At 42.4% G+C, this 21,728-nt stretch carries 11 protein-coding genes; 10 read left to right on the top strand and 1 reads right to left on the bottom strand.

Going from position 1 to position 21,728, the window contains the following annotated elements:
• The first annotated feature begins 719 nt into the window (after window positions 1-719).
• From OGM63_RS14895 to OGM63_RS14845, 10 genes are all read left to right on the top strand, one after another.
• Entirely contained in the window at window positions 720-4,073 is a 3,354-nt protein-coding gene (locus OGM63_RS14895; RefSeq protein ID WP_263746366.1) for a non-ribosomal peptide synthetase, read from the top strand.
• Window positions 4,070-10,234: a non-ribosomal peptide synthetase gene (locus tag OGM63_RS14890; protein ID WP_263746364.1), complete on the top strand. Its 6,165-nt coding sequence runs from the start codon at window positions 4,070-4,072 to the stop codon at window positions 10,232-10,234. The genes OGM63_RS14895 and OGM63_RS14890 overlap by 4 nt, the downstream gene beginning before the upstream one ends.
• A gap of 180 nt (window positions 10,235-10,414) precedes the next feature.
• Complete coding sequence (pabB, locus tag OGM63_RS14880; protein WP_318528462.1) at window positions 10,415-12,580, top strand: aminodeoxychorismate synthase component I; 2,166 nt, start codon at window positions 10,415-10,417, stop codon at window positions 12,578-12,580.
• Window positions 12,581-12,695: 115 nt separating this feature from the next.
• Complete coding sequence (locus OGM63_RS14875; RefSeq protein WP_263746363.1) at window positions 12,696-13,292, top strand: hypothetical protein; 597 nt, start codon at window positions 12,696-12,698, stop codon at window positions 13,290-13,292.
• 132 nt (window positions 13,293-13,424) lie between these two features.
• Window positions 13,425-14,117 (top strand): cupin domain-containing protein, encoded by a 693-nt coding sequence (locus OGM63_RS14870; RefSeq protein ID WP_263746362.1) that lies wholly within the window; start codon window positions 13,425-13,427, stop codon window positions 14,115-14,117.
• A gap of 58 nt (window positions 14,118-14,175) precedes the next feature.
• On the top strand, window positions 14,176-14,481 hold the full coding sequence (locus OGM63_RS14865) for a chorismate mutase (protein WP_263746361.1): 306 nt from the start codon (window positions 14,176-14,178) through the stop codon (window positions 14,479-14,481).
• Window positions 14,482-14,574: 93 nt separating this feature from the next.
• Window positions 14,575-15,990, top strand: coding sequence for a GNAT family N-acetyltransferase (locus OGM63_RS14860; RefSeq protein ID WP_263746360.1), 1,416 nt, complete (start codon window positions 14,575-14,577; stop codon window positions 15,988-15,990).
• A gap of 94 nt (window positions 15,991-16,084) precedes the next feature.
• Entirely contained in the window at window positions 16,085-17,062 is a 978-nt protein-coding gene (locus OGM63_RS14855) for an arginase family protein (protein WP_263746359.1), read from the top strand.
• A 313-nt stretch (window positions 17,063-17,375) separates the two neighbouring features.
• Window positions 17,376-18,632 (top strand): RNA-guided endonuclease InsQ/TnpB family protein, encoded by a 1,257-nt coding sequence (locus OGM63_RS14850; protein WP_375340488.1) that lies wholly within the window; start codon window positions 17,376-17,378, stop codon window positions 18,630-18,632.
• 49 nt (window positions 18,633-18,681) lie between these two features.
• Window positions 18,682-19,860 carry an aminotransferase class I/II-fold pyridoxal phosphate-dependent enzyme gene (locus OGM63_RS14845; RefSeq protein WP_263746358.1) on the top strand — a complete coding sequence of 393 codons (1,179 nt, stop codon included), beginning with the start codon at window positions 18,682-18,684 and terminating at the stop codon, window positions 19,858-19,860.
• A gap of 26 nt (window positions 19,861-19,886) precedes the next feature.
• Here the strand turns inward: OGM63_RS14845 and gntT are convergent, their stop codons facing one another.
• Window positions 19,887-21,344 (bottom strand): guanitoxin biosynthesis MATE family efflux transporter GntT, encoded by a 1,458-nt coding sequence (gene gntT, locus OGM63_RS14840; protein ID WP_263746357.1) that lies wholly within the window; start codon window positions 21,342-21,344, stop codon window positions 19,887-19,889.
• Window positions 21,345-21,728: the final 384 nt, after the last annotated feature.

Genomic DNA, 21,728 nt, shown 5'->3' with positions numbered 1-21,728 from the left:
ATCAACAACTAGCTCCCAAGGCATCTTGAAAATAAAATAAACCCTGTGAAAAGATACAGGTTCTTTAATTCGCGAGTTATCCGAAGCGAATAAATTTGATGTACTTAAAATGACAAGACTAACTGACAACGAGCGTAATCAAGATAAATTAGCTCGTTTTGACCGGATTAAAAAAGTGATAACAGCCTTAGAAAAACAACAAAAACAAAGAGCTAATCAGTGTTACTGATGCTGAACCAGTATCGAATGGATGTTAACTGTCTTATCTGTCTGCTAGTCGAAGCAATTAATTACTTAACTGTCTTATCTGTCCTTGCATCTTTGTCCTGAAGCTGAGATTATATCAAAATATGTATGCTTGCCTCATTATCATCATATACTGCTATTGTCTTGTAATGTAACTGCGATCTTTTAAATATGAAAGGAAAAGAACATGAAAAAAGTACTGCTGTCAATACTTACGCATTGACAGGAAATACCATGTGTGTAATATGGATTTCAGACATTAAACCTTGATTTTTCGACACTTTTTAGGCGATGTCTCTTGACTCATCGCGCAGCGTCTAGGCTATTTATCAAAGGACAATTGAGCAAAGCCTGAAATGACGAAAAGCGCGTTAATGCACAATAAATAAAAAATTGAGAGCGTGCGTAATTCCTAAGTGCGTATGAACGTTTATAATTACCTCAATTCAATATAAAAAAAACGCTTGTAATTTATGCAATTTCCCCTCTCGTATGGTCAACAAGCGATGTGGTTTCTCTACCAGATAGCACCCCAGAGCATCGCTTACAATATCTATACGACGGTGCGGATAAGCTCAGAGTTAGACTTGGGGGCATGGCATCAAGCGTGGCTTCATATTGTCGAACGTCATCAATTGCTGCGAACTACCTATACCGAGCGCGACGGTCAAGCTGTTCAAGTCGTTCACCCATACCAAGAAGTAGATTTTAAGGTAACAGATGCTTCTTGTTGGAACTTAGACTATTTGAAGAAGCAAATTCTGGCAGAAGCTGACCGTCCCTACAACTTGGAAACAGGTCCAGTGCTGCGGGTACATCTGTTTACACGATCGCCAGAAGAACACATTCAATTGCTCGCCATGCACCACATAGCTGGGGATATGTGGTCTTTTGACATACTGCTTGATGAACTCCGATTACTGTATGCCGCTGAAGTAAAAACATTGCCTCAAGCTTCTTTACAGGTTATTGAAGATTCTTTTATTTTAAATTCTCAAACAGATAATATCCTCTCGCTTCCGACGCTCTCATACACAGATTATGTGCTTTGGCAGACCGAGATGTTGACAAGTTCTCAAGGTGAGAAATTCTCGGTATACTGGCATAAACAATTAACGGGTGAGTTGCCGCTTTTAGATTTGCCTCTGGATAAACTGCGACCAAGTGTACAGACTTATTGTGGAGCAACACACATCATTGAGCTAGATGAAAAATTGCTCCAAAGGCTGAGACAGTTCTCAGAATCTGAAAAAACCAGCCTTTATAGAATTTTCCTCGCTGCCTTCTTCGTACTGTTTTACCGCTTATCGGGTCAAGAAGACATCCTGGTAGGCTGTCCGGTCGCGGGTCGGTCAGGTCGAGAGGAGTTTGAAGGAATTGTCGGCTACTTCACAGACCCTGTAGTTTTACGGGCAAATCTGGCGGGAAATCCCACCTTTAAAGAATTTCTCGCTCAAGTACGTCATACAGTTTCCGAAGCTAAGAAGCATCAAGATTATCCTTTTCCCCTATTAGTAAAACAGCTTGCGCCTGAGAGAGATTCTAGCCGTCCCCCTCTGTTCCAAGTTTCTTTAACTTGGCAAAAGCATCGCTGGTACGAGAATGCCCAAAAATCATCTCTAGTGATGTCGCCATATGTTATTGAAGGACATCAACGAGGAGCAGCATTTGACATAGATTTGGCGATCATTGAAGCTGGTAGCGAGTTTCAGCTTTGCTGGCAATACAACACTGACCTGTTTGATGCTTCTACTGTACAACGAATAGCAGGAAATTATCAAACTTTGCTCAAAAGCATCTTAACCAATCCTATTCAGCGTGTTTCAGCATTGCCATTGTTGACCGAAGCAGAACGACACCAAATTTTAGTGGAGTGGAATAACACTACAAAAGATTATCCATTAGATAAGTGCATTCACCAGTTGTTTGAAGAGCAAGTAGTACGGACACCGGATGCTGTAGCGGTGGAGTTTGAAGATGAACAACTGACCTACCGAGAATTAAATGCAAGGGCAAATAAGCTGGCACACTACCTGCAAAAATTGGGTGTGGAACCAGAAGTTTTGGTAGGGATTTGTGTGGAGCGATCGCCTTTAATGATAGTAGGATTGTTGGGAATTCTCAAAGCAGGTGGTGCTTATGTGCCCCTAGATCCAGCCTATCCTGCGGATCGCCTTGCTCATATGTTAAATGATTCTCAAGCTTCGGTACTGCTAACTCAACGGCAGTTAGTGGACTCAATACCGCAAAAGCAAGCAAAGGTAATTTGCATAGATACCGACTGGGAGTTAATCAGCCATCACAGCGAGAAAAATCCACACACAGAGGTAAAAGCCAGTAATTTGGCTTATGTGATTTATACTTCCGGGTCTACGGGAAAGCCGAAAGGGGTGATGATTGAACATCGGTCTTTAGTAAATTTCACCCTATCAGTAGCAGATAAGTATGGGATGAGTAATAGCGATCGCGTCCTCCAATTTTCCTCTATCAGTTTTGACGCCGCTGTAGAAGAAATCTATCCTTGTCTGCTCTGTGGTGCGACGCTAGTGCTGCGTACATCCGAGATGTTGAGTTCTATCTCCACATTTGTGCGGCATTGCTGGCAATGGAAGCTGACAGTCTTGATGGTAGGAACATCCTACTGGTATCAGTTAATCTCTGAATTAGCAGCAACAAATGAAACCCTACCTCCATCAGTACGACTGTTGTCTATTGGGGGGGAAAAATGGCTGCCAGAAAAATTGAAGCTGTGGCACTCGTGTATGGACGAGCGATCGCGTGTCTATAATTTAGCGTCACCACCGTTGTTGATTAACGGCTACGGTCCTACGGAAGCAACGGTATTGGCAACGATGTGCGACTTATCACAGTTAGTACTAGAGGATACACGACCACAGCAACTGATTGGGAAACCTTTTGCTAATGTGCAAATTTACATCCTAGATGGCAACCTGCAACCCGTCCCCATTGGTGTACCAGGGGAATTGCATATCGGAGGTGTCGGTTTAGCTAGAGGTTATCTCAACCGTCCAGATATAAATGCACAGAAATTTATTCTTCACCCCTTCAACAAATCAGAACGTCTCTCTTACGAAGTTCCTCATCTTGGGGAGACCCCAAGACCGGACTTCGCGCTTTATAAAACAGGAGATTTGGCTCGTTATTTACCTGATGGGAAGATTGAGTTTTTGGGTCGAATTGACAATCAAGTTAAGGTGCGAGGCTTTCGGATTGAATTAGGGGAAATTGAAACTGTACTGATTACACATCCGCAAGTATCAGAAGCAGTAGTCATCGACTCTGATGATATTCCGGGGTCAAAACGCTTAGTCGCTTATGTAGTGACTCGCTCACAGTCAGAAATCAAAAATCAATTGCGCTCTTTCCTGAAGCAGAAGCTGCCAGATTACATGGTTCCATCTGCCTTTGTGATTTTGGATGCTTTGCCTCTTACCCCTAATGGTAAGGTGGATCGGCGTGCATTACCCAAACCTAACCAAACTAGACCTGACGTGGAAGCAACTTACGTAGCACCCCACACTCAGGTGGAGCGAACCATTGCTGCTGTGTGGCAAGAGGTGCTTCACTTAGAAAATATAGGTATCCACGACAACTTTTTTCAAATCGGTGGTCATTCCCTGCTCGCCACTCAAATCATATCTCGGCTACGCCAAGTCTTCCAAATGGATCTGTCGATACGAACCTTATTTGAAGCACCAACCATAGCTAGCTTTGCTGAGTATTGTGAGATAATCTATGGGGCTGTGCAAGAACTACAGGATTTTTCTGATACATCTGATGGTGACTACGAGGAGATTGAAGTATGAATATATACGATTTTTTGTCTTACCTGCGTAGTTTGGATGTGAAACTCTTTCTTGATGGTGAGCGGCTACGATGCAAAGCTCCTAAGGGAATTTTGACACCGCAACTCCAAGCTCAGATAGCTGAACGCAAAGCAGAGATTCTGGCATTTTTACACAAGGACGCTGTTTCTGCAATTGAGCCAGTTAGCAGGACAGGAAACCTCCCGCTCTCCTTTGCACAAGCTAGATTGTGGTTTCTTGACAAATTACAGCCAGATAGTGGATTTTACAACATCCCAATCGTCTGGCATCTTAGCGGTCAACTCAACGTAGCTGCACTACAGTCAAGCCTTAACGAAATTGTCCGAAGACATGAAGCGTTACGCACAAACTTTGTCACAAAAGAGGGTCAACCCGTTCAAGTTATTGCTGCAACTCTTTGTTTGAAACTGGAAATCGTGGACTTGCTTCATCTGCCTCAAGGGGAGCGAGAAGTTGAGACGCAACGATTAGTTACAACTGAAGCAGTGCGACCATTTGACCTAGAGCGAGAACCTTTAGTGCGTCTGCGGCTCTTACAGCTTGGTTCTACAGAATACGTCTTTATATTAACAGCGCACCACATTATTTTTGATGGTTGGTCAATGGGCGTACTTGTCCAAGAGTTAGCAACACTCTACACTGCATTCGGGACTAACAAACCCCCCCAAAAAGTTTTTGAACTACCTGAATTACCACTACAATATGCTGACTTTGCTGTTTGGCAGCGGCAGTGGTTCCAACAAGAGGGGCTTGCACAGCTATCCTATTGGAAGCAACAACTTGAAGGCGCTCCCACTTTACTGGAACTTCCCACCGATAGACCAAGACCTGTTATTCAAACGAACCGGGGAGGGCATCAACGATTTGCACTTTCCCTGGAGCTAGGTGAGGCTATGGACTCACTTAGCAAGCGTGCGGGAGTCACCCCGTTTATGGCGTTTTTTGCAGCATTTGTTACCTTGCTTTATCGCTATACAGGGGAAAAGGACATCGTAGTGGGTACGCCCATTGCTGGGCGCAATCGCCCGGAAATAGAAGGGATAATTGGTCTTTTTGTCAATACTTTAGTGCTGCGTACTGATTTGTCAGCCAACCCCAGTTTTGAGCAGTTGCTGATTATGGTGCGGGAAGTATCGCTGCAAGCTTATGCTCATCAAGACCTGCCCTTTGAGAAATTGGTAGAGGCATTGCAACCTGAGCGTTCCTTAAGTCACCTGCCTCTGTTTCAGGTTATGTTCGATCTCCAGAATCTTCCCATACCATCTTTGGATTTGCCTGAGATAACTGTAAGTTCATTTCCTGTAGAAACGGGGATAGCGAAGTTCGATTTGTCTCTATCAATGGAGGATACCTCTTCTGGATTGATAGCCGAATGGGAATACAATAGCGACCTGTTTGATGATTCGACGATCGCTCGCATGGCAGGAAATTTCCAGACTTTACTAGAGGGGATCGTCGCTAATCCTATTCAACCTATTTCCCAATTACCACTGCTAACAGAAGTTGAGCAACATCAATTGTTAGTTGAGTGGAATAATACACAGGTAGATTATCCATTAGATAAGTGTATCCATCAATTATTTGAAGAGCAGGTAAGAAAAACGCCCGATGCTGTAGCAGTGGTGTATGAAGATGAACAACTGACCTACGGAGAATTAAACGCCCTTGCGAATCAACTGGCACACTACTTGCAAAAACTGGGTGTGAGGGAAGAAGTGCTGGTGGGGATTTGTGTAGAGCGATCGCCTTTAATGATAGTCGGATTGTGGGGAATTCTCAAAGCAGGTGGTGCTTATGTGCCCCTAGATCCAACCTATCCAAGCGATCGCCTCGCTCATATGTTAGATGATTCTCAAGCTCAGATATTGCTAACTCAACAGCAGTTAGTAGACTCATTGCCAAAGACGGGAGCAAAAGTCATCTGCTTAGATGTTGACTGGCAGTTAATCGCTACTCACAGCCAGAACAACCCACAGACTGAGTTAGCAGCCCATAATTTAGCTTATATAATTTATACTTCCGGTTCTACGGGAAAACCGAAAGGGGTGATGATTGAACATCGATCTTTAGTAAATTTCGCCCAATCGGCAAGAGATGAGTATGGGATCGGCGAGTGCGATCGCGTCCTCCAAGCAGCATCAATTAGTTTTGACTCAGCAGGCGAAGAAATCTATCCCTGTCTTGTTTCTGGTGCAACCTTAGTGCTGCGGACTGCGGATATGTTGAGTTCTATCCCCACATTTTTGCAGAAATGCCGGGAATGGAAACTGACAGTCTTGATATTGGTAACAGCGTACTGGAATCAGTTAACCTCAGAATTAGCAGCAACAAATGAAACCCTACCACCATCAGTACGCCTATTTGCTACTGGAGGAGAAAAATGGCTGCCAGAAAAATTGAAGCTGTGGCACTCGTGTATGGACGAGCGATCGCGTGTCCATAATTTAAAAGAACCGCCGCTATTGATTAACGGATACGGTGCTACGGAAGCAACGATATTCACAACATTGTATAACTTATCGAATTTAGTAATAGAAGATACACGACCACAGCAACTAATTGGCAGAGCTATTGGTAATGCACAAACCTACATCCTAGATTCGGAACTGCAACCCGTCCCCATTGGTGTACCAGGGGAATTGCATATTGGCGGTGTCGGTTTAGCTAGAGGTTATCTCCACCGTCCAGATTTAACAGATGCGAAATTTATTCCTCACCCCTTCAACAAATCGGAACGTCTCTATAAAACAGGAGACTTAGCTCGTTATTTACCCGATGGCAACATCGAGTTTTTAGGTCGAATTGACAATCAAGTTAAGGTGCGAGGCTTTCGCATTGAATTAGAGGAAATTGAAGCCGTACTGATTACACATCCGCAAGTATCAGAAGCAGTAGTCATCGACTCTGAAGATATTCCGGGGTCAAAACGCTTAGTGGCTTATGTAGTGACTCGCTCACACTCGGAAATCAAAAATCAATTGCGCTCTTTCCTGAAGCAGAAGCTGCCAGATTACATGGTTCCATCTGTCTTTGTGATTTTGTCTGCTCTGCCTCTTACCCCTAATGGTAAGGTGGATCGGCGTGCATTACCCAAACCTGATACAGCACGTAATGAACTAGAAACAGATTTAGTAGCACCTAGCACCGAGTCTGAAGAAATACTAGCCAAAATCTGGGGTGAGGTTCTGCACCTTGAGCAAGTTGGCATTCATGATAACTTCTTTGAATTGGGTGGGGATTCCATTCTCAGCATTCAGATTATTTTTAAAGCCAAACAGTCTGGACTGCAACTGACTGCCAAGCAGATATTTCAACACCAGACGATCGCTGAATTGGCAGCAGTGACTAACGTCACCCAGACAGTGAGGGCAGAACAAGGTTTGGTAACTGGGACATTCCCTCTGACACCCATCCAACAATGGTTTTTTAACCAAAATTTCCCAGAACCTCACCACTTCAACCAGTCATTTCTGCTGGAAGTACCACAAACACTCGACCCCGCTTTTTTGTCGCAAGTGGTGCAACAATTATTGGTACATCATGATGCGCTGCGCTTACGTTTTGTGCAGTCTGATTCAAATTGGGAACAGATTAATACTAAGCCTGATGATACCATTCCCTTTTCTCATGTAGATATATCTGCAACACCAGAGACAGAGCAAAAAGCTGCGATCGCATCCACTGCTACTTCCCTACAAACCAGCTTGAACCTTTCTTCTGGACCAATAGCGCGAGTAGCGTTTTTTGCTCTAGGTACTGACAAAGCCAGCCGATTACTAATAATCATCCACCACCTAGCAGTAGACGGCGTTTCCTGGCGGATTTTGTTAGAGGATTTGGAAACAGCTTACCAGCAGATTAGTCGTGGTGAAAAGATTCAGCTTCGCCCGAAAACGACATCTTTTAAAGATTGGGCTGAGAAACTAAATTCTTACGCACGTTCAGATACTGCAAAGAAAGAACTCACTTATTGGCAAGGCATTTCACGTAAACACATTACCCGTTTACCAGTGGACTATGTATTAGGTGCTAACACTGTCGCATCTACCCGCATAGTATCGGTGTCACTCTCACCTGAAGAAACCCGCGCTCTGTTGCAGGAAGTTCCCAAAGCTTATAAAACTCAGATAAATGATATCTTGCTGACTGCTCTGGTGCAGATTTTAAGTAAGTGGACTGGCAGTAACTCTGTGTTGCTTGACCTTGAAGGTCATGGACGGGAAGATATTTTTGAAGATGTAGACTTATCGCGGACAGTCGGTTGGTTTACGACAACCTTTCCCGTACTTTTAGAGTTAAAAGCAACAGATAATCTAGGAGATGCAATTAAATCGATCAAAGAACAACTCCGTCCTGTTCCCAACCGAGGAATTGGTTACGGTTTGCTGCGCTATTTGAGTGGGAATGCAGAAATTACCTCTCAACTCTCAGCTATATCACAAGCTGAAGTTAGTTTCAACTACCTGGGGCAATTTGATTGGGGAAGGCAAGAAAATTCTTTCTTCAAACTAGCCCCCGAATCAGTTGGAGCAGAACATAGCCAGCAAGAAACTAGTAGTCATCTGTTAGATATTAACGGACTGGTAACCGAGGGTCAGTTAAAATTTGATTGGACATATAGCGAAAATTTTCACCAACGTAGCACAGTTGAAAATCTCGCTGAAGATTTTGTTGTTAGGTTGCGATCGCTAATCGTTCATTGTTCATCTGCGAATACACAAGGTTATACACCTGATGTATTTGATGTGACCATTAATAGTCTTGCTCAACAAATAAACAATGATCAGCGAGAGGAAAATAACCTTCCTGTACCCCTACATTTATTAGAACTTCCACAAAATATCTCTGACTTACTACCTGACGATATCGAATTAGCATATCCTCTTGCCAAAATGCAGGAGTTTATGTTGCATCATTACTCGAATGACCATCAAAAAATGGGGGTTTATCATGGACAAGAATCATACGATATATATGATGACAATCTTTCTCTAGATGCCTTTAAGAAGGCATTAAAAATAAGCATCCAAAAACATCCGGCTTTCAGAACCGTATTTATCACTTCTAACGGAAAACCAGTGTGTCAGGTGGTTAAAAATAATCTGATATTTTCCATCAACGAGCAAGATATTAGCAACATAAAATCGGAGGAACAGGAAAATTATATTGATGAGTTCGTAAAACAAGATAGGCAAAATTTGTTCAATGTGGAAAATCCTAATGAGCCACTTTTTAGATTATGGCTTTTTCGGAAAGCAAAGAATAGATTTGAGTTATTTATGTCAACGCATCATGCAATTACAGATGGCTGGAGTAGTATTGAATTTCTCAACCAATTGTATGAGTTATATTCTGCTCTCAAAAAAGGAGAAGAAATAACAGTATCCCCTGCTGCCAATGTGTACAGTGAGTTTGTCGCTTTCGAGAAAGAGATAATTGGCTCACCAGACGCATCGAATTTCTGGAAGCTTCACTTGAGAAACTACAGATATAAACCATTGAAGCCGTTAACCACTTCTGGGCATCAAGTAGAAGCTGTTGCTGAAGAATACAACTTTGGCTCAGAAATCATGACTGATTTACGTGAATTCTCTCGAAAATTGAAAGTTTCACCAAAAGCAATTTTCCTGAGTACCTACCTTGACCTCATTGCTACTGTGATGAAAGAAAAGACAGTTTCTGTAGGAATTATCTCAAATGGTAGGACAGAAAGATTATCTGATCCGTTCGGAGCTTTGGGCTTGTTCTGGAATATTGTTCCGTTTTGTCAACTAATTACAGAAGATAAAAGCGTACAAATTAAAAATGTGCAGCAATCCCTAATTGATATAGAACCATATGTTAGGTATCCACTTCTGGAAATTTTGTCAGACCAACAACAACCTGAGTTATTTTTCGCTACCTTTAATTTTGTGCATTTCCATAATGACAAAAATATTTCCGAGCATACTGGCTTAAAGGTAGAGCGGAGAAGGTCTCATGACAAGTTTAACTTTCCTTTAAATTATGGTGTTTCAATGGATTCATTGTCAGGAAATGTAAGTATATGTGTAGAATACGATCAGACGTATTTTAGTTGTAAAGATATTCGCTCAATGCTTCAGAATTATGTTGAGATATTAAAACATACACTACTTTAAGTAACTCTTCTATATCACTTGTGTTATGTCTTTTTTATCTGTATAAATAATGAAAGACTAATGCCGAAAACCAAGGCTAAATTTTTTCAAGATATTAGGGTGAGTTAAACCCTAATTTACCCCTGTGGATTGAATTAGATTTGGCGAGATCGTTAGAAAACCAATTAAGAGGATTAGAATGTGAAAACCCTGATTATTGATAACTATGACTCTTATACCTTTAACCTTTATCAATTAATTGCAGAAGTCAATGGAGAGTATCCCACTGTGATTTGCAACGACAAAGTTGCATGGGATGAATTGAAACAGTGGGAATTTGATAACATTGTGATTTCACCAGGTCCTGGTCGTCCGGAGAACCCAAAAGATTTTGGTATCTGTCGTCAAGCTATTCAAAATGCACATGTGCCGCTTCTAGGCGTTTGCCTTGGACATCAGGGGCTTGGTCATGTGTTCGGAGGAAAAGTTATTCATGCGCCAGAGGTTCGGCATGGTCGCGAGAGTGAAGTTTATCACAATGGGACTGATTTGTTTGCAGGAATTCCTTCTCCTTTTTCTGTTGTGCGCTACCATTCGTTGCTGGTTTCCGATGACCTACCGGACTGTTTAGAAAAAGTGGCGTGGACGGACGACAACCTTGTGATGGGACTGCGCCATCGATTTTTGCCACTATGGGGTGTGCAGTTTCATCCAGAGTCAATCTGTAGTCAATATGGACAAGCCTTGTTAGAGAATTTTAGAGAAATTACTTTAAAATTTGCCCAAGAGCGAGGCAGCAGTCCAAAAAAACAGTATTGGACAGGAGATAACAAGACTGCTCCAATGCCTTCAAGTTCTTCTGAGCAAAAACAGCAGCAAAAATTTGAACTTTGTACGCGCAAGCTGAATCTGTGTCCCGATACCGAGCAGATGTTTGTGCATCTGTTTGGCAAATCACCAAATGCATTCTGGCTAGACAGCAGTCGTGTTGAAGCCGGTCTTTCTCGCTTTTCCTTCATGGGAGATAGCAGTGGGGAAAACAGTCTGCTGATTCGTTATCAGACGCTAACCCAGGAACTCACAGTTACAAAGTCCGATACCATCAGCCGTAGGACAGAGGGGATTTTCGAGTATCTCAAGCGGGAAATTGAACAGCGACACTGCCCATCTAATTCACTACCCTTCGATTTCAACTGCGGGTTTGTGGGTTACTTTGGCTATGAACTAAAGGCAGAGTGTGGATCTCAATTAAACTACCCCTCTAGCTTACCCGATGCCATGTTTCTGTTGGCTGATCGGATGATTGCGATCGATCACCAAGAGCAAACGCTTTATCTGCTCTGCCTGATTCAACAGGGACAAACAACCGCCTCTGAAGCCTGGTTTGAATGGATCGGACAACAAATTAACAACCTTCCTCCCCTGTTGCCTATTATTCCTGAGAAGGCTCAGACACCTGTTATTTTTCGATTAAGTCGGTCTAAAAGGACTTACCTGGGTGATATTAAGACATGCTTGCAAGAAATTCACGAAGGAGAAACTTATCAAGTTTGTTTGACAAACCAGATTAACACAGACACGACTCCCGATCCACTGGCGTTCTATCGTTCATTACGCGGCATTAATCCTGCTCCCTATGCTGCATTTTTGCGCTTTGGGGATGTGGCGATCGCCTGCTCGTCTCCAGAGCGATTTCTACGCATTGATCGCCAAGGGTGGGTAGAAACAAAGCCCATCAAGGGGACGCTACCACGAGGAAAAACACCCGAAGAAGATTTTATCCTGCGTGAAAGATTGCGGAACAGCGAAAAAGATCGAGCGGAAAATTTGATGATTGTGGATTTGCTTCGCAATGATCTAGGACGGGTTTGTGCAGTCGGTACTGTGCATGTTCCCAAATTGATGGATGTGGAAACTTATGCTACGGTGCATCAACTGGTAACGACGATTCGCGGTCATTTACGCACCGATATCAGCGCCACAGACTGCATTCGCAACGCCTTTCCTGGCGGTTCTATGACAGGTGCCCCCAAGCTCAGAACCTTGGAGATTATTGATCGATTAGAGCAGTCAGCACGGGGAGTATACTCAGGGGCGATCGGCTTTTTGGGATTGAATGGTTCGGCTGATTTGAATATTGTCATTCGTACCGCTGTGCTGACTCCTGAGCAAACCTCGATTGGGGTTGGTGGTGGCATTGTGGCGCTTTCTGATCCCCAGATGGAGTTTGAAGAAACAATGCTGAAAGCAAAGGCATTGATCCATGCCATGATGATCACAACGCATGGAGCTTTTGATCCCAACCAATATTACATCCAGGGAATAGAAACAGAGGCTTTTGATAGCTATAATAAACTGCGTGCATAAGTTTATAAATTTCTGAAGCCTAATTTAAGCAAGTCCGAAATTACTTTGCTTTGTAAACAGTTTTTAATACTTTTTTTCAGGTAGATAATCGGATTCACCTTCACACATTACCGTCATGAATAACCAACTCGTTTTCGCAACGTTGGGACCTTCTGGCACTTGCCATGAGCTTGCAACTGAAGCTTACATTGAGTTTCAGGAAGTGCCTAATGCCAAAGTAGAATTGTTCGACGATCTTTTAAAAGCACTGGAGCTACTACATGATGGTAAAGTTGACTTTATCATCCAAAATTCGGCTCATCCTAAAGTTTATGAATTAACAGAAAAGTACTTTCGGGAAGTATTCGTGATTGATAGTTTTTTATGTCCAACTCGTGCTATGGGAGTACTGAGCCGTCGCGATGTAGAACATCCCCGTAGTTTAGGACTAATGCCTGCTACGCAGGCTTATGTCAATATAGAACGCTGGGATACCTTGATCTATGAGACGGCTAAACCTCTGGTAGGACAAAACTTGCTTGTAGGTAAGTATGATAGCGGGATCGCGGCTTTGCGCTTTGCTGAAGAAAATCCTAATGTATTAGTAGTTGATGAAGTTATTGGCTCTATCCAAACGGCTTGGCTCGTATATGGTCGCAAGCAGAATAGGCAGCAGGGAGTGATTGGTATCAAAAATCCCAAACTTTTCCAATCAGAAGTTTCTCATGCATAGGTTGAGTTGAGTATTGAGCGCTTTACTTTGTTTTTTGGTACACAAAGTGCGCGAAAAATCAACTTTTTCAGATAGACCTTAATACTAGAAAACAAAAATTAACCTGTTATTTTTTCTCAATCACATTCAAAAATGTCAACATTTTTTCCAGTTCCTCAAACCATCAAGCCGCGCTCAGATTTAGAGTTGACTCTTTTCCAGTGTCAAGAAATAGTCATTCAATTAGCTGAGATTATGCCAAAGGCAATTTTTGAGCCTCATCAACATCCAGAAAGCCAAATGGGTATGATTTTTAATGGTTGTGTGGAAATTAATGTCGATGGTAAGAAAGCAATTTTAGAGCCATTTCAGCAAGTGTATGTAGCGGCAGCTAATATTCCTCATGGTTCTGTAATTCTTTCGGAAGAAACCATTCTAGGAGTTGAGATAAAGTATCTAATAAAATCTCAATTAAATGAACATATTGATGAACCTATCCTCAACTTAAAGCCGACGATAGATAAAACTACAGGTTTTCCTTGTAAGTTCGGTGCTTGTTCCTGGTTTCAGATAGCGATTCTGGAAATTCCTGCAAATGAGAAATTGCCTAGATATACAACTACTACAGAAGAAATTGGCATTATTCTCAATGAGCAAATCATGATGAAAGTAGGTGAGGAAGAAAAACTTCTAGAATATGGTAGCATTTACTATGCTCCCGCTGGTGTTTCCCATAGTGGGTATAGCACTTCAGATAAAACGATTTCTTTAATTAAAGTTTCGCTGCCATCATATTCAAATATGGTTGATCGAGGAGGGTTAGAGGCTGTCTCTAAAGAGATGTAAAGAAGAGAAAATTAGGCGATCGCTTAATTTGATGAGCAATAACAAGTAATTAGTGAAAATGGTAGTGGAAACCATGAGTGGATTAGAAGGTTTTAGACAAGAAATTGATGCCGTGGATTCTCAGATTGTTGAGGCATTAGCCAAGCGATTTGAAATTTGTAAACGGGTGGCTAACTTTAAGAAGCAACAAGGCATTCCCATGATGCAACCGGATCGGGTGGAAGCCGTGAAACAACGACGCCGGGAACTGGGAATGCAGCATGGTCTAGATGGAGAGTTTATGGTCGCACTGTACAGCCTCATCATTCAGGAAACCTGCCGTATGGAAGATGACATTATAGAAACGCAACCTCAACACCACTAATTTTTCAGCAAAACCCATGAGTATGGTATCTACGTTAATTTAGACCAGCCGATCGTTAAGTATAATTTTTCACAACTAATTGAGGATTGCTATATGGCTTTAGAATTTTGCTCTTGGACTTACCTTAATGGACGCATCGTGCCAACTGAGCTTGCATGTTTGCCAGCAGATAACCATGCTGTCAATTTCGGAACTGCTGCCTTTGAAGCATTTCGAGTTTACTCCACTCCCAATGGCTCAAAGATATTAGGATTAGATTTACATCTCAACCGATTAAGATTGTCAATGTTATCTTTGGGACTATCCCCTAAAGAACCCGAAGAAATTACCAAAGCATTGTGGCAAACCATAAATCAGAACAATTTAGAACAGGGATATGTGCGTTTGCTAGTGTATCCAAACGGAAATTGTTTAGCGTTAGATCCTTCTCCATTCCCAACGGCAGCACTGGTTATGGCTTGGCGCTCTGACAGTTCAGGATTTTTACCACCACTGACTTTAGGGATTAGTCATATCCGTCGTCCTTCAGCCGGTTCTACCCTCTCTAGGGCTAAAATTAGTGGCTTTTACGCTGTCGAAGCTGCTGCCGATCGCAATGCCAAACAACAAGGATTTGACGGTAATCTCATGTTAAATCCAGATGGAACCGTCTGCGAGATGACAGGAGCAAATATTTTTATCGTCAAAGACTCTATTTTGTATACTCCTATTCTTCCTCAGAGTATTGATGGAGTCACAAGGCGTTTGGTGATTTCGTTTGCGAATACATTAAATATTCCTGTAAAAGAAGTACCCCTGCCTCTGGGAGACTTAATGGTGGCGGATGAAGTATTTGTTACCGGAACTTATCACCAGATCCGTCCTGTTTCTGCGGTGGGTGGACAGGTTCTCAGTAGCCAATTTCCTGGTCCTGTCACCCAACTGCTTCAAGAGCGTTTCCAGAAAATGCTTGACAACCCAGAAGATGAAACCGCATCTCGTTGGCTGACAGGGACAGTTTTAGAAAAATCTCTGCCTAAGCCTGTTGCTCAACAAGCATACCAGATTCGTTCTGCTGAGTTAACTGATATTCCCGGCATAATTGCAGGCATTAGTTCCTTGTTAGCAGAAATAAGAGGTATTCCAGAATTTCAACTTCCCGCTGCTTCAAAAGAAGTTTGTCAGCGTCTGATTGAGGGAAAATATCCTGGTGCTATTTTCGTTGCCAATCCACAAGGGGATAATCATTCTATCCTCGGTTTGATTACTTTAAGCGTGCAAGAAACGATTCATGTTGAGGGTTCATATGTACTAATTCAGGAATTATGGGTTCATCCAGACCATAGAAGTCAAAATATGGGTGACAATCTCATGCAAGCGGTTGAAACCTACTGTCGTCAACAAGGAATTTCTCGGATAGAAGTTTGTTTACCAACCCATGAATTCCCTAGCTTTTCTAGCACTTACCATTTTTATCAAAAGAGTAGCTTTGAAGATTTTGGTCCTCGAATGCGGAAGATGCTTGGATAAGCTATTTAGCATGACAATATAACCCGTGAAGGTCAATTAAAGTAATAAGGAACGACATGACAACTACAGATAGATGTCTGCGGAAGGTGATTGCATGAGTCATTTGTCCCTGGAGGTGAGCTTGCAAAGAGAAATGCAAGGAGCATCTCCAATCATTGTGACTTCTGAGGGAAATACAGCAGGCAGAGAAGTTGAAGAACGCAGCCAGTGTATTATTCAAGGTCTAAAGCGTCTTCCTCAATGCCATTTTTCCACAGTACAGGTTAGCGATCGCTATCTTGATAGCATTCTCCAACAAATTCATCATCAGGAGTATCTTGGATTTTTAGCTCATTGGAATCGAGCGCTGGTAGGAGAAGAGCTACTGTTTGAGTATCCTTATGTTGACCAGGGTATTCAGCCAGATACTCCTCTATTTGCGGGAGTCTATGACTTATCTCGTGAAGGAGCTAGAACTGCGATCGCCGCAGCACAGCAAGTGGTTAAGGGTGCTTCCTTGTCCTATGCTTTGTGCAGACCTCCCGGACACCATGCAGGTCCTGCTTGGCTAGGAGGGTATTGTTTTTTGAATAATGCAGTTGCTGCTGTAGTTACGCTTCAAGAATCTGGGATAAGTCCCGTGGGACTGATTGATATTGACTTTCATTTTGGCAATGGTTCTGCTGCAATACTTGCATCACGACCTGATGTTTGGTTTGGTTCTATTCACAGATCAACAATACTGAGTTATCCTTACAAAGAAGTTCAACCTGCCAGCGATCGACAAACTTTCATTCCTTTTTCCCATTCACCTAGTTCAGAAGAATATTTAAGTGCAGTTGATGAGCTTATTAAAAAGGCATTAGATTTTGGCTGCGGGGCTATGGTTGTTTCTGTTGGCTATGACATTATTATCAATGATCCTCATGGCGGTTGGCATCTGCAACCCTCTATTTTCGAGGAAATTGGTCATATCCTTGCCCAAGCATCTATACCACTTTGTTTAGTGCAGGAAGGAGGCTATCTGTTAACTGCTTTAGACGAATGTGCCTATAAATTTGGATCGGGATTATTGGGGTGCGATCAAAAGTAGTTGGTTGCCGGCAGCCTTTATGAGTTGTCGGTTGACAAATTAGCTTAAGACAAAAGAAGCCTCTCGCTCAATCTGTACTCAGATGAGCGATGAGATGAATTTTGGTGAGTAACGAATTGACCAACAACTGATTTTAATCAGTAACGTTGGTCGATGAGGAATGAACACTCTTTATTTCAGGTAGTGAATCAATCCAATCTTCTATCAATCTTGTCATTGATTGTTCTTTTGATTCAGCTAATAACTTTAACTTATTAAATCTTTTCAAGGTGGTTCTTATCCTAATATATTCTGTTTTCATATTGTTTCCTATTTGTCTCCTATTTATGTTATCGTATTAATAGGTCGAAAAACAAGGGAAACAAAAATGAGAACATCCTACCAGTACCGATTAAAGCCAACCAAAAAACAAGCTGAAATTATCGACAATACACTAGATATGTTGCGCTGCCAATATAATTATTTATTGGCTCAACGCTTTGACTGGTATGAAAAAAACAGATGTTCTATAGACCGATGTCCTTTGATTTGTCATTTACCAGAGTTAAAAGATAAACCCAATTATTATGGACAAAAAGCATCATTAACCCAGTTAAAAAAGGGCAGACCCTGGTACAAGTCAATCCATTCTCAAGTTTTACAGGGAGTTCCTAAAAAGGCTGAAATAACTTTTGATAGGTGGTTAAAAGGAGACTCTAGCGGTAAGAAATCTGGTAGACCTAGATTCAAAGGTCAAGGTAGTTACAAGACTTTCACTTATCCTCAGTTTGATAGTAAGAACTTTGCTAATAACAAGATCAATCTATCAAAAATTGGGACTGTAAAAGTCGTTGTGCATCGTCAAATACCCGATAGCGCAAGCGGTAGCGACGTAGGAGCGTCTGGTTTTGATATTAAGACTGTCTCAGTCACTAAAAAGGCTAACGGGTATTACGTAACATTAAGCTTAGATGATAAGACTGTACCAACAGTAAAACCTGATTTTGATGCTAACAATATCGTTGGGATTGACGTAGGTTTGATTGATTTCTATGTCAGTTCTGATAACGAAAGAATAGCAGCGCCTAAGTTTTTGAGAAAAGCTGAACGTAAATTAAAGTCTGCACAGCGCAAAGTTTCCCGTAGAAAAAAAGGCTCAAACCGTCGAAAGAAAGCAATAAAAAGTCTAGCCATTCAGCACAAGCGAGTAGCAGACACAAGAAAAGATTTTCACTTCAAAACGGCGAATAACTTACTCAAGAAGTATGACGTTGTAGCTGTAGAGAAGTTAAATATTAAAGGACTTGCGGTGGGACGACTAGCTAAAAGTGTGAATGATGCGGGGTGGGGTCAATTCTTGTCAATACTTTCAGTCAAAGCCGAAAATGCTGGACTTTTGGTAATAGAAGTAAACCCAAACGGCACTAGTCAAGAATGTTCTAGCTGTGGTCACAAAGTCAAAAAATCTCTATCGCAAAGAATGCATAACTGTCCAGTGTGCTATATTTATTTATGCCGAGATTTGAACGCCTCAATTAATATAAAAGCGCGTGGGACACACGCCTTAAAAGCTCAATTAATGTCCTCATAGAGGAGTCATTGAGAAGCCCACACTCACTCTCATTGGGAGTGTGTGGAGTATGTCACATGAGCATTTGCCAAATTCTTGGACAAATGAAACAGAGAAAGACAGGGAAAACATGATGTTGTCAGTGTTTCGTCTGGAAGAATACTTCTCGCCCTGGGAATTCAAAGCTCCCTATCTTCTGTGTTGCAGTGATGCCGAATCTCGGTCGCTCGAAGAGATTCTTTCGCTAGCTGACGATGAATCGAAGTTGTTATGGAGCAGACTCCACCTTGGTTACACCGAGGTGAAAGGTCTTCCGATTCTCCGTAACGAGATAGCCAAGCTCTATCAAGGTCTTGAATTAGAGAACGTAGTGTGTTTTGCGGGTGCAGAAGACGGAATATTTTGTAGTATGCAAGCTCTCGTGAAAGAGGGCGACCACGTAATTGTTATCACTCCTTGCTATCAGTCCCTCGAAGACTTACCTCGTCATTTCGGAGCGCGTGTCACTGCCGTGCGACTCGAGGAAGAGAACAGGTGGCAAATCGACATCAACGCCATCGAAGATGCTCTCACGCCGAGTACACGACTCATTATCATAAATTTCCCTCATAATCCGACAGGCGCGGTACTTACGGACGATCAAGCATCGGCACTTATCGACCTTGCCCGAAAACGGGGAATCTACATCTTCTCTGACGAGGTATTCCGCCTTCTCGGTCCTTCATCGACAACATGGGGTCCGCCAATTGCGGTTCGCTACGAGCGGGGTGTCAGCCTCGGCGTCATGAGTAAGGCGTTCGGACTTGCGGGTTTAAGAGTTGGGTGGATTGTCACACAAGACAAAGACTTCCTCCATCAAGCAGAAATAGCGAAACACTATACGTCAATCTGCAACAGCGCACCGTCGGAAGTACTCTCCCTTATAGCTCTCCGGAGCAAAGACGCTGTTCTGGGTCGCAACATCGAGATAGTGGATAAAAACCTTGGACTGCTTGACGACTTTTTCGACCGACATGGCGATCGCTTCTCATGGGTTCGTCCTCAAGGAGGGTGTGTCGGATTCGTTCACTACAAGGCGCATCGCCCGATTGATGAGTTGGCAGAGGCTCTTGTACATAAGCAAGGCGTACTTGTTATGCCGTCACGCATTTACAACTTTCCGGGTAACTACTTCCGCATTGGATTTGGACGAAAGAATATGCCTCTGGCGTTGGTGCGGTTTGAAGCATTCCTTGAGGAATGGGAGTAGGACTTATGGTTTAAATAATCCGTACATTAATTAGTAAATGGCTTCTCATCTTGACCTACCTGCAAATTTTCGACCATTATCTGTTCACGGGTTTCTTCAAAAGCCAGAGTCAAGGCGCGGTTTGCTTCTAAAGCTGGGAGGGAGGCACCACCATTCTCAACATCACTCTCAAATGTACTAAGCAACTTTACCCCAAGCATCATCATTCTGACTGCATAGAACAAACACATACTCAACCACAAGATATGGTTACTCGAAAACTTAATGGCAGCAAAATCCGTAGGCGCAAACCCCACTACAAGAGCAACTAAGCTAACATTGCGGAGGGTATGTCCTTGTGCCAAGCCCAAGAAGTATCCTTCCAGGATGAAACCTATTGAACTAAGTACTAGGACGGGTAGCAACCAAGGAACAAAAATATCTATGTTAGAGGTGAGTTCGGTGTGATTAGTTAACAACCTAAAAACAGTATCGGGGAATAGCACACACACTCCGCTGAAAAACAGTCCTACCACCAGAGCAGTTAAGACAGAAACACCAGCCAGGGGTGCTAATTTTTGTGAAGCTCCTTTTCCTTTAAAGTTTCCGACCAAAGTTTCTGTACCGAATCCCAGTCCGTCTACAAAATATGTATTCAAAGTGATTATTTGCGCCAGCAAGGCATTTTGAGCAAAAATCATCGTCCCCATTTGTACTCCTTGATAGCTAAATGTTAAGGAGATAAATAGAAGAACTAAATTGCTGATAAAGATGTTTCCATTGAGGGTCAAGTTAGATTTTATCGCTGAGATTTCCCATATTTTTCCAGCTACGGCTCGTACCTCAATCCACTGGATTTCTGTGCAAAAAAATATCAATCCCACCAACAACGACACATATTGGCTTGTCGCAGAGGAAACTCCTGCCCCCGTACTTTCCCATCCTAGGTGGATAATAAACAGGTAGTCAAGTGCGATTTTGACAACATTCCCAACAACTGACAACACCACAACTAAGCCATTTTTTTCCCGCCCTAAAAACCAACCTATCAGCACAAAATTGAGCAAAACCGCAGGCGCTGCCCAAATTTGGGTGTTAAAATAGGCAAGACCTGAAGATTTTATCTCTGGGGTAACATTTAGTAGAGCAAACCCAAGCTCTCCCAAAGGGTATTGCAAGAGTATGATCGCAATCCCCAGCACCAGAGCAATTAAACCATTACGCAGTCCTACCAACAGCACACCTTCTCGGTCATCTCGTCCGACTGCTTGCGCTGTTACTCCAGTGGTTCCCATTCGTAAAAAGAGTAAAACGAAGTAGAGAAAGTTAAGCAAGTTTCCAGCGAGGGTGACTCCAGCAAAGTGGTGAATTTCTTCAAGATGACCCAAGAAGATGATACTGATTAGATTAGCCAGTGGCACCATAATACTTGACAGGACATTAGCAACAGCTAGTCGGAAGTAACGCGGTACGAAGTCATACTGGCTTGGAAACGTCAGGTTCATAGATTAAGGAGCTAGTTATAGGGTCTAATACGTAAGAAATGATTCGTGATAGGTTAGGGTTATTAACGATTTGTCAATAAGTAATAATGCTTAAAAAATAGCCAAATCAAGGTTGGAGACACAAATTTTAAGCCAGCGATGCCTAGGTTGGGCTACGCCTACATGTCATATTTAAAGGCATCATTCATCCCTGCCTTCAAAACTCAGTAAAAAGGTGAATTAGATACTCAGCAGCATGGATAATTTACAGCGTAACTACTGTTAACAAAACTAATTTTATCTTAAAGTGTCACGAATGGTAAGAAATGCAACAAGCAACGCGATTTTGTGATATCTGATTTTAATTCTCAATTACATAACTCAATTCTCAACACGCATCAGGTA

The sequence above is a fragment of the Plectonema radiosum NIES-515 genome (assembly GCF_025753815.1).
GTDB lineage: Bacteria > Cyanobacteriota > Cyanobacteriia > Cyanobacteriales > Nostocaceae > Hassallia > Hassallia radiosum_A.
Note: the sequence above shows the minus strand (reverse complement) of the source record. Positions and strands in the feature narration are given on the sequence as shown.

Coding starts and splice junctions, on each gene's coding strand:
- OGM63_RS14865 (WP_263746361.1), top strand. CDS start 14,176: ATGGTAGTGGAAACCATGAGTGGATTAGAAGGTTTTAGACAAGAAATT.
- OGM63_RS14860 (WP_263746360.1), top strand. CDS start 14,575: ATGGCTTTAGAATTTTGCTCTTGGACTTACCTTAATGGACGCATCGTG.
- OGM63_RS14895 (WP_263746366.1), top strand. CDS start 720: ATGCAATTTCCCCTCTCGTATGGTCAACAAGCGATGTGGTTTCTCTAC.
- OGM63_RS14875 (WP_263746363.1), top strand. CDS start 12,696: ATGAATAACCAACTCGTTTTCGCAACGTTGGGACCTTCTGGCACTTGC.
- OGM63_RS14890 (WP_263746364.1), top strand. CDS start 4,070: ATGAATATATACGATTTTTTGTCTTACCTGCGTAGTTTGGATGTGAAA.
- OGM63_RS14870 (WP_263746362.1), top strand. CDS start 13,425: ATGTCAACATTTTTTCCAGTTCCTCAAACCATCAAGCCGCGCTCAGAT.
- gntT (WP_263746357.1), bottom strand. CDS start 21,344: ATGAACCTGACGTTTCCAAGCCAGTATGACTTCGTACCGCGTTACTTC.
- OGM63_RS14855 (WP_263746359.1), top strand. CDS start 16,085: ATGAGTCATTTGTCCCTGGAGGTGAGCTTGCAAAGAGAAATGCAAGGA.
- OGM63_RS14845 (WP_263746358.1), top strand. CDS start 18,682: ATGTCACATGAGCATTTGCCAAATTCTTGGACAAATGAAACAGAGAAA.